The organism is Paraburkholderia lacunae, from assembly GCF_003353175.1.
GTDB classification, from domain to species: Bacteria; Pseudomonadota; Gammaproteobacteria; order Burkholderiales; family Burkholderiaceae; genus Paraburkholderia; species Paraburkholderia lacunae.
Genome location: NZ_QHKS01000024.1, coordinates 112,444 through 121,855, shown reverse-complemented (window position 1 = coordinate 121,855; position 9,412 = coordinate 112,444). Strand labels below are relative to the sequence as shown.

5 protein-coding genes and 1 pseudogene are annotated in these 9,412 nt (G+C 65.6%); 1 reads left to right on the top strand and 5 read right to left on the bottom strand.

Features of this window, described 5'->3' with window-relative positions; all coding sequences use genetic code 11:
* Nucleotides 1-190: pseudogene (locus tag DLM46_RS29450) on the top strand (hypothetical protein); the annotation flags it as partial.
* A gap of 87 nt (nt 191-277) precedes the next feature.
* On the opposite strand, the gene DLM46_RS29445 reads toward DLM46_RS29450, so the two are convergent.
* The 5 genes from DLM46_RS29445 to DLM46_RS29425 all read right to left on the bottom strand — a co-directional run bounded on the left by DLM46_RS29445 (nt 278) and on the right by DLM46_RS29425 (nt 9,320).
* Entirely contained in the window at nt 278-1,084 is an 807-nt protein-coding gene (locus DLM46_RS29445; RefSeq protein WP_115106490.1) for a YfaP family protein, read from the bottom strand.
* Between the two features lie 22 nt (nt 1,085-1,106).
* On the bottom strand, nt 1,107-1,886 hold the full coding sequence (locus DLM46_RS29440; protein WP_115106488.1) for a YfaP family protein: 780 nt from the start codon (nt 1,884-1,886) through the stop codon (nt 1,107-1,109).
* Between the two features lie 134 nt (nt 1,887-2,020).
* The gene (locus DLM46_RS29435; protein WP_115106453.1) at nt 2,021-3,793 is read right to left on the bottom strand and encodes a DUF2300 domain-containing protein; all 1,773 of its coding nucleotides are present in this window, start codon (nt 3,791-3,793) and stop codon (nt 2,021-2,023) included.
* A gap of 11 nt (nt 3,794-3,804) precedes the next feature.
* Nucleotides 3,805-8,631 carry an alpha-2-macroglobulin family protein gene (locus DLM46_RS29430; RefSeq protein ID WP_115106450.1) on the bottom strand — a complete coding sequence of 1,609 codons (4,827 nt, stop codon included), beginning with the start codon at nt 8,629-8,631 and terminating at the stop codon, nt 3,805-3,807.
* Nucleotides 8,628-9,320 (bottom strand): DUF1175 domain-containing protein, encoded by a 693-nt coding sequence (locus tag DLM46_RS29425; protein ID WP_115106486.1) that lies wholly within the window; start codon nt 9,318-9,320, stop codon nt 8,628-8,630. Before DLM46_RS29425 ends, DLM46_RS29430 begins: the two co-directional genes overlap by 4 nt.
* Nucleotides 9,321-9,412: the final 92 nt, after the last annotated feature.

The following is a 9,412-nucleotide window of genomic DNA, read 5'->3' as shown; positions in this document are numbered from 1 at the left end:
GTTCGGCTTTGCCTGCGGTGGGCTGATGCATTTGCTTGCCGATTGGCCGAACCCGCTAGGCGTGCCCTGGATTGCCGGACGTCATTCGCTGAATCTCTGGAATAGCGGGCATTGCGATCTGATTGTTTTGTCCACAGAAATTGTTCGCAAGCCTGTGGATATCCTGCGCACGAGTCATGCAAGTGATTGAACGCATTCAGATTCCACCCTCTGCCCGCCGCGAGTCCGCTGATCGGATCGCAGCGCGTCTGCCGGCCAAGTGGAGCGGAGCGACGCCTTATGGCAATACAAACGTCTTCACGAGCGTCAGCTCGCCAGGCTTGCGCATGGGCGCCCGAATCGTCTCGCTCTTTTCATTCGGCGTATTTTCATTCGTGATGAGAGTGACCTGTGCGACGGTGATGTCGGCGCCGCTATTCCCGTTGCCGTAGTAGTTCACATAAACCAGATACGTGCCATGCAACGGCGCAGCCGACGAATAGATCTCCGGTCCATACCCGGTAGTCACATCCACGTCGAGCGCGCCGCCGTTCGGCGCAACGCGATCTCCGTACCACGTGTGCACGCCGTCCGGCGATACGACATGCAAATCGAGGTCGGTGCCGTCGGTGTCCCACGCAAGCACGATCCGCAGTTTCGGCTGCGTCTTGCCGCTGTACGCGTCGTAGAACTGCACACGTTTGCGGGCGCCATCCGGCGCGCGCAATTCGACGCTGTTGCTGCCGGAAGGAAACGCGTACGGCCGCGAAAACTTGCCGTCTTCCTCCACAAGCTGCGGCAACGGCGTACCGTCGACCACCAGCGTGCCCACGGTGGTGCGCTTCTTCTTCGGCGCATTGCGGATCTGCCCTTCGATCAGCGCGAACTTCGACTGACCTTCCGGCGTCGAGACCGACACCGCCGGGTAATGCACGTCCTGCGTATAACGCTCGCTGTCGCCGCTGGTGTTGCGCCAGCCGTTCAGCGGCGCGCCGAAGTCGATATCGCTTGCCCGCGCCGGCTGTACGTGCAGCGCAGCCTGCAAACAGGCGACGACGAGCAACGTCCAGCCAGCTTTCATCCACCACGTCGCCTTGACCTTCATCGTCACTGCTCCCATCCCGCGTTCAGAGTCGCTCGCTCTTCACGAGCATCAGGTCGCCGATCTTGCGCAGCGGCACGACCATTGTTTCGCGCCGTTCGTTCGGCGTATTTTCGTTGAACACCAGCGTCAGCGTCGCGGTAGTCACGTCGCGCTCATGCGCGGCGGCATCGAAGTTGTAGCCGGTCGAATCGAAGTTGCCCCAGTAATTCAGAAAGAACAGCCACGTGCCGTGCTCGGGCGCCGCCGACGAAAATATCCCCGGCCCGGCGCCATCCACGGAATCGACGTCGAAACCGCTGCCGTCTTCGAGCGTCGGATTGGCGAAGAAGGCATGCAATCCACCGGGCGTAATGACATGCAGATCGACCTGCGCCTTCGGATCGTCCCACGTGACGATCGCGCGCAGCTTCGCCTGCGGCTTGCTGCGGTCAGCCTCGTAGAACTGCAGGCGCTGGCGCTCCTTGCCGTCGGCGGACACCAGCTCGATGCTGTTCGAGCCCGCGCCGAAAGCCCACGGACGCGCGAACGCGCCTTCGTCGTCGGTATAGAGCGGCGTCGGATTGCCGTTGACGACCAGCGTCGGCGGCTTGCGCGCGTGTTTGTCGATGTGCTTCAGACGTCCTTCGATCAGCGTCCGATAGCGCTGCGCGCCGCGATCGACCGGCGGTCGCGGATACGCCGCGACGAAGTGCTCGCCTTCGTTGGTCAACCCGCTGTGACGCCAGCCGCCGAATGCGCCGGTCAGATCGGCGACGGCGCCATCCGCACCGGCGGCGTGCGCACTCGTCGCCATGCCCGACATCAGCGCAGCCGCGGCCAGAGCAAACGCGGACACAGACACAGACACAGACGCAACCGCAAACGCCGCGCGAACGCCAGCGGCACGCACGGAAAGCGGCAAGCAGAACAAAGATGAAGGCGAACCCGAAGCGTTTTTCATTGGATCGAATTGTCGGTACGGATCAACGTGCGCGCGGTGCGTTCGACAAACGCTTCGTCGACGCCGCGCGGGTGATGCTGGAACGCGAGGTGAATGTATTCATGCGCAAGCGCGATGCGGTCCTCTTCGGTTTGCAGCCGGTACACGTACACGCGATTGCGCTGCGCGTCCGCATACGGCCGCCCTTCCCGTACCGCGCACACGGCCGGCAGATCGGGCGTTTCGTAACCCGCTGCGCCATCCATGCGGCGCGCCCACAACGGCGCGTTGCGTTGCAGCCATTCACGCGCGCCGGCCACCGCGATGCAATCGCCGGACAAAGGACTCTGGAACGAAGTCAACGTCGCTTGCGGCCAGTTGCGCGCAAGAATCTCATCGAAGGTCTGGCCGTTTTGCGCCAGGGCCTTGGCGACCAGCCAGCTCATCTGGCCCGGCGCAGCCTTGTCGTGGTGATACTGGACGGATACGCCGGTCAGCACCAGCGCGTCGGTCAGATCGGCGGCGCTGCGTGCGGCGGTGGTCGGCTCGCGCGGCAGGACGCGTTGCGTGCTGCTGCTGTCGTCGATATTCAGGCAGCCGTGGTCGTGATTGCCGTGCCGCACGGCATAGGTGCGCGCCACCACGGCCAAAGCCTTGGCCGCTTCCGGCTGGCTCGTGTCGCCCTCGCGCTCCACCACCCGCGCGACATAGTCGTTCATCCCGAAGCGGCCGATCACTTGCGGCGCGCCCTTGTCGTCGCGATCGAGCATCAATTCGCCGCGGCTTTCCACGCGCGCCCAGTTGCCGTTGACGAAGCCGATCCGGAAGCTGCCACGCAACGGACCATCCGGCACCGCGGCCGAACCCTTGTCGGCGAGCACCTGGCGAATCGGATAGCGGGTGAAGAAATCGACCACGACGCAGGCGGCGTCGTCCGGTACGGTGACTTGCGTGAGCAGAGGCGCGATGCGCGGCGCGGCGGCTGCCAGCACGCGCGCGCTGCCGCCTGAACCGCCGAGCCACACCGGCGTACCGTCGGCAAGCCAGCCTGCCGCGCCGCCGATCGATGCGCCGGGCCGCGCCGGGTCCGGCATCGTCCACGTCTTGGCGCGCAACACGCTGCCGTAGAGCGACACCGTGCCCTCGCCGCGCCCGCTCGTCAGCACCGACACCAGCGTGCTCGCCGCCGCTTCGCGCGGCCGTGCCGGCATCGCCTGCAACGCGGCCAGCAGTTCGCCGACCGGCACGCGGCGCGTGGGCGTCATCGCGTGAAGGTCGCGCAGCCAGACGGGCGCCTGCGCCGCGCTCCAATACTTGCGCCAGTCGGCGGAATCGAGTTGCAAACGCGCGGGTTCGAAAAAACGGCCGCACGATTGCACCAGCGCGTGTTCACGGTCGACGTGGCCACCCGTCATGCAGCAGTACACCTCTTCAGGATCGCCGCCGCTGCAGGTGTAATCCGGCGTGGCGATGTTGCGATCCACGAGATAACCGTAGACGAACAGCTTCCACACACTGCCGAGCGGCGTCTCCAAAGAGGCGGGCAGCGGCCGTCCGGATTGCGGCGAGACGCCGTCGAGCGCGCCATCGGCATTGACCTGCCAGAGCTGAGCCTGACCGTCGCGCAGCCACGCAAACCGCAGCGTCTGCGTGGACGATGCCGCCGGCGCCTGGACGCCCGCGGCGTTCTGCGCCGCCGCGCCGATCGACACACAGCCCACGCTGACGGCGAGTGCGATCCGCAGCGTGGCTGCCAGACGATCGCGCGTGTGCCTGAGAACAGGGAACATGGCGGTCTCGCTTACTCGATGCGCAGCGTCGTCATACGATCGCTCTTGCCGCCTTCGAACGCTTTCGCGTCCGGCTGATACATGCGGAAGTAGCGCGCCGGCGGCAACGCGAACGTGCCCGGCAATGCGAAGCGCACCAGTTGCCGCAGCGTCACCGGCCGATCGAGCAAGGGCACCGGCTGGTGATAAGCCAGCTCACCCATCTCATACGATGCCGCGCGTTGGAACGGCTGCGGACCGCTGGCGCCTTCCTTCGCACCCGGCAATCCGTCGATCGAGACGCCCCAGCTGGTCGCTTCGACATTGCCGCCCGGCGGCAGCGGCACATCGAGCAGACCGTAGTGGTATGCGTTGCCCGAACGCGGCGTGAGCGCGACTTCGTCGATATACAGCGCATTGCTGTCGATCGCATCGCTTGGCTTTACGAGACGCGCGGTGAACGCCGAGCGGCCCAGCAGGGATTCAGCGTTGCCCTTTTTCGGATCGGCCTTCACTTCGAGTGGCTCCAGTTTGTAGAGACGGCGCGCGACTGTGATGTTCAGCCGGCTGTCCTCGCTCACATGACTGCGGAACGAGACCAGCGCGTTGACATCGCCGCGCGCCGCGCCGGCATCGAGTGTTGCGGGCAATGCCCCAAGCGGACTTTCTCCGGGGCGCGGCGCGCCGGTCCACTTCCAGAGCGGCGCGCCAGTCGGCGTCGCCGCGCGTGTCCAGCCGGCGCCCCGCAACGACGGCAGCGAGGCAGTCGCCACGTCGCCGCCGAGCGCCTTGCGCAGCCACAGCAGCGTCAGCGCGCGATCGAGCGTCGGATAATCGGCGCTGCTTTTCGCGAGCAGGGCCGATGCATCGACCGCTGCGCCACCGTCCCCGCCCGTCATGTACAACAGGCTTTGCACGAGCGGCGCGGGATCGCTGGCCAAGGCGACGCGCGCGGCGCTCGCCGCCGCATCGAACCCAACCGGCAGTTGAGCGCCCGCACCGCGCGCCATGCCGGCGATCAGCAGCGTCGCCACGTGCTTGCCGCGCGGCGAGTCCGCCTGCGCGAACACGATGCTGTCCGACGCGCCATACGTGCCGCCAGGCGCCGCCGCATTGCCCGATGCCGCGGCATCGCTCAGCAAATCGCCCGCGACACCCGATACCGGCGTCGCGACCGGCAAGCCCATCTGCTGCATCAGCCACAGCGCCAGCGCGCGGTGCAGCAGCGGCTCCTTCGCGCCCGCATCGCGATACACGTCCATCGCGTGCTGCCAGTTGTCGGCGGGCAGCGAAATGCCGAGGCTGCGGCTTGCGAGCCAATCCGCGTAATACGCGTAGGCCGTCATCAGCGCACTGCCGCCGGTCGTATCGCCCCACCAGCCGAACGTGCCGCCGACGCCCGCCAGCATTGCGAGACGCTGCCGCTGATTGCGCAGCAGCGCTTCGAGCCCTTGCGTCGAACTGGCGTTGTCGCCGCGGCCGATGGCATCGTGTGCGAGCGCGAGCGGAATCAGACGGCTCGAGGTTTGCTCAGCGCAACCGTACGGATAGTTGATCAGATCGTCGGCGACGCGCGCGAACGCGCTCGCCGCGCTGCCGACAAAACGCACGCTGACGTCCTGAGCGTCTTGCGGCAAATTGAGCGGCTTGTTCGAGCCGTCGAGCGTAACGGTGTTCTGATGCAGATCGAGCCAGCCGCTCGCATCGAGATGGATGGTGGTCTGCAAACGGTCCACCTCCTTACCCGCGCGGCGCAGCGTCGCGTTGATCACGCCGGCCTTCAGCGCGCCGGTCGGCAGACGCAGATAATTCGCGCCGCGCTTGAGCGTGACCTTCTGATTCAACGACAGGCCGCCGCCGTCGACCGCCCACTCGGCGTCCATGTCCGCGTCGGTCTGATTGAACGCGATCATGTCGACGGCCGGCTGATCGTTGACGCGGAAATGCGACGGGCCGCTCCACTTCAGATACAGCGCCTTGTCCGAACGCACATACGCGGTGCGCTGACCGACCATGCCGTCCGGCGCCGCCGCGCGCACGGTGACGCGCCAGCGCGCCAGCGAGTCCGGCATCCTGAACGTCATCGTGGCGCGACCGTTGGCGTCGGTCTTCAGATTGCCTTCCCACGCGGCCGTGTCCTGGTCGTCGCGGCGCGGACGTTCGAGCACCTTCACGCCGCGTTGGTTGTAATTCTCGCGTTGCGGGCCGCCCGGCGCGCCCTTCAACGGCGAGCGCGCGAGGTCGTAGGTAATGAACGACAAACTCGACGACGTCCGCACGTTGTTACGGCGCGGGTGATAGAAAAAGTCGACGATGTTCGGCGCGATTTCCGGCTGCAACACGTAGACCATTTCATCCACCACGCTCACGGTCAGATTCGCCGCTTCCGGCTTGCCGTTCAGCGCGCTGTCGAAGTTCAGCGTGACGGTATCGCCCGGACCGTACACCGGCTTGTCGCTCTTCACATTCAGTTCGATCTGCGGCTGCGCGACCACGATGCCCGCGTTCTGAAACACGTATTCGCCGGCATGCACGTACAGCACCGAGAACGTCATGTTCGGCGCAAAATTTTCGCCGACCTTGATACGCGCCTTCCATTGCGACGGCGCGACGCGTTGCAGTTGCAGCCAGTCGCCGCCCGCCGTGAGCAGCGCGCGGCGTTCGACGTTGTCGCGCTCCAGCGTCAGCAGCGCGTCGTCCACCGGCATCGGGAAAGTAATCAGCGCTTCGGCGGTGTCGCCGATCCGGTACTTGTCGCGATCGAAGACGATCTCGACGCTGCCCGGAATCGCCTTCACGCCGTCGCCCGCTACCCAATGGCTGGCGGCGGCGAGCAGATTGCCCGTGTCGTCCTTGACCGACAGCATGTACGAACCCGGTTGGTCGAATTGCACCGGGAACGCCAGTTTGCCGCCCGCAGCCGATGCCTTGAGCACGCCTTCGCCATGCGTCTGCGATTCGAGCCGGGTCCATTCCCACCTGGCCGGCGCACGCGACGCAGGGTCGAGCGGGCCGAGCGCTTGCAGATCGAAGCTGACCGTTTCCTTCGGCTGCGAAAACGACTTCGCCGTCGACAAACGATAAGGCGTCGCGCCGCGCGCGATCAGCACTTCACGCGTGACGCGCACCTTGTAGGCCGCGCCGTCCTGGGCGAACAAGGTCAACGCATAGCGGCTCGGCTCTTTGGCGGCGGGCAGCGTGAGACTCGCGTCGCCGTCGCTGTCGGTCTTCAGTTCCTGCTGCTCCAGCTTGACCGGAAACAGACCCGCGTAACGCAATTCGCCGTCGACAATGGTCACTTTCTGCGCGCGCAGCGTGACCGAAATCTTGCTGTCGCGCACCGGCTTGCCGTCCGGATAGCGCAACTGGATCTTGCCCTTCAGCGGCTCGCCCGTCGCGTAGTCCGCTTTGTCCATCGACAGATTGACGTCGAAATGCGGCTTCACATATTCGGCGACGCGAAATGCGCTGCCGTATACATCGCCGTTGTAATCGAAGCGCAGCGTGTAGCCACCGGCGGTGGCATCGGCGGGAAGCGTGAACGACGTGTCCGCGCCAGTCGCTGACGCGAAGTGCACCATGTTGTTCGCAACCGGCGCGCCGTTCGGATCGAGCACGTCGAGCTTGATGTCGGCGTCGGCCGGCGCGGACGATTGCGTCGCGTTCTGGAACGTGCGGCCGATGAACTTCACATGCACCGCGTCGCCCGGACGGTACATCGGGCGGTCGGTGACCGCGTAGATCTTCGTGTTGTAGATCTCGCTGTCGTAGTAGAAATTCTCCGACACGAACACGCCGCCTTGCGGATCGGCGCCGAGCACGTAGCTGCGCTCGGGGCTCACGTGTTGCAGCACGAGTGCGCCGTCGCCGCCGGTAGTGCCGCTTTGCAGCACGCCGACGCCGTCGGTCCAGTTCACTTCGGTGCTCGCGACCGGCTTGCCGTTATCGCGCCGCGTGGTCCACACCAGCATCCCGCTCGACGCCGCCTTGACGACCGCGACCGTATCCGACACGAACAGCAGCGTATGCGCGCGATAGTTGCCGATCACCGCCTCGACGATGTACAGCCCCGGCGGCAGCTTGCCGACCGGAATCATCACGTTGCCCGAACTCGCCTCGATAAAGTTGCTGCTGCTGCCTTCGAGATTGACGCCCTTCGGCGGCTGGATCACCTTTGCGTCCCAGATCGGATAGCGAAAGCGCGCGACCAGGTCGTAGCCCTTGAGCGGCGCGAACTGCGAGTTCGGCTGGAACTGCGTCTGCTTGCCGGTCTGCTCGCCGAGCCTGAATTGCGGCGCGGCCTCGGTCGCCTTGCTGCGCGTCGCGAACGAGAGCACGCGCTGCCACGCACGGCGTGCTTCGGTGAACCAACGGTCCCAGAGATAGGCCAGCGTGTTCGCGAGCCCTTCGCCCTGATAATTCGGCGCGACGTTCAGTCGATGCAGATTCTTCTGCGCCTTCAGAAAGTCCAGCGGCTTCGGCACGCGGTACACGACGATGTCCGCGCCGCCATACGCTTGCAGCGCATCCTTGAACTCGCGGCCGGGCGCCTCCAGCCGCACCTGCGCCAGTTGATCGCTGCCGAAGCTCGCATCCGAGAGCAGGAAGAACGGCTGACCATCGACCTTCTGCGCAGCGAAATTGCTCGACGGCGCGGTTCGCAGCGTGGGGTTCGCGGCGATGTTGTTATCCGCCGAGGCGCTCGATGCATCGTCGTCCTTCGCCGCGGCGTCGTCGGCATAGGCCGGCGCGATGGCCAGCGTCATGGCGGCGAAGAGCGCCGCCAACGTGAAAGCCGCGCGACGCCGCGCGTTGCCGAGCCAGCTGCTCGAAGCGGTGACGGAAATCATTCGGGTCATGGTGTCAAAAAGTCCAAACGAAACACGCCAACGAAATTCGGATTGCCGTCGAGCGGCTGCCAGCGGGAATCTTTCCATTGCATCAGGTCGGAGACGGCCACGGCGCGCAGACCCGTATCGGTCGGCGTAACGGTGCCTGTGTGATAAGCGATGTAGCGATCCAGCCAGATCATCAGATGCTGGTCGTCGCCCTGGTCGAAGAACAGCAGGTCGCCAGGCAGCGCCTGATTGACGTCCTTCGAAACAAAACGGCTGTTGCGTTGAATCAGCGCAATCGCCGACGCATACGCGCCGGTGGAACCGTCGAGCTGAGTCCAGCGATTGGCGAGCGTGCGTTGCGATGCGGACAGCTGCAATTCGGGCGGTATGCTGCTGGTGTCCGCGAGACTGGTCATGCCGTTCGCACGCAGCCATTTGCTGTCGTGCGGCTTGAGGGTTTCGCCGACGGCAAAGCGCACGAGACCCGCGCAATCGCGTTGCGTCCACCGCGGCGTCGGGCCGCGCCGCATCTGCTGATCGACGATGCGCACGAACCATGCGCGAAATGCCGCCGATTGCTGGGGCGAGAGTGCATCGGGATCGGGCGCGGCGGTGGTGCTGGTGAGCGCGCTCGCATACGGCGCGAGGCTCGCCATGACGAACGCTGCGGCGGCACGCGCGAGCCAGGCGCGGCGAGTGGCGGCAGGCATGGTGTACGGGTGGGCGTCTGCATGTGCTGCGGGCGCGTGTCCAGAGGCGTGCTCAGGCGCACGCTCAGGCGCACGCTCACGCGCGTACGCCT